This window comes from Streptomyces sp. XM83C (genome assembly GCF_023072675.1).
In the GTDB taxonomy this organism is placed as follows: domain Bacteria; phylum Actinomycetota; class Actinomycetes; order Streptomycetales; family Streptomycetaceae; genus Streptomyces; species Streptomyces thermocoprophilus.
Map to the genome: position 1 here is coordinate 1 of NZ_JALLGL010000701.1, position 250 is coordinate 250.

Sequence of the window (250 nt, forward strand, 5' to 3'; positions counted from 1 at the left end):
CTCTCGGTAGCACAGAGGGTGTCTACGCCACTGCTCACCGGGAGGCCCTGTTGCCGCAGTTGTATCGGTCTGCTGCGAAAGAGTCCATTCCGGACACGCGGACGTGCGACTGCTTCGCCCACAAGTACGGCAACGCCGCGGACAATCCGTCCGGCGGGCACTGCTATCCGACCGACATGAGGGACGCGGAGTGGGCCGCGGTCCGCGAGATGATCCCGAAGCCCGCGTGGGCCGAGGGCCGGGGCGGCCG

General features: G+C 68.4%; 1 pseudogene. It reads left to right on the top strand.

Going from position 1 to position 250, the window contains the following annotated elements:
- Positions 1-50 precede the first annotated feature (50 nt).
- Positions 51-250: pseudogene (locus MTQ10_RS31125) on the top strand (IS5 family transposase); the annotation flags it as partial.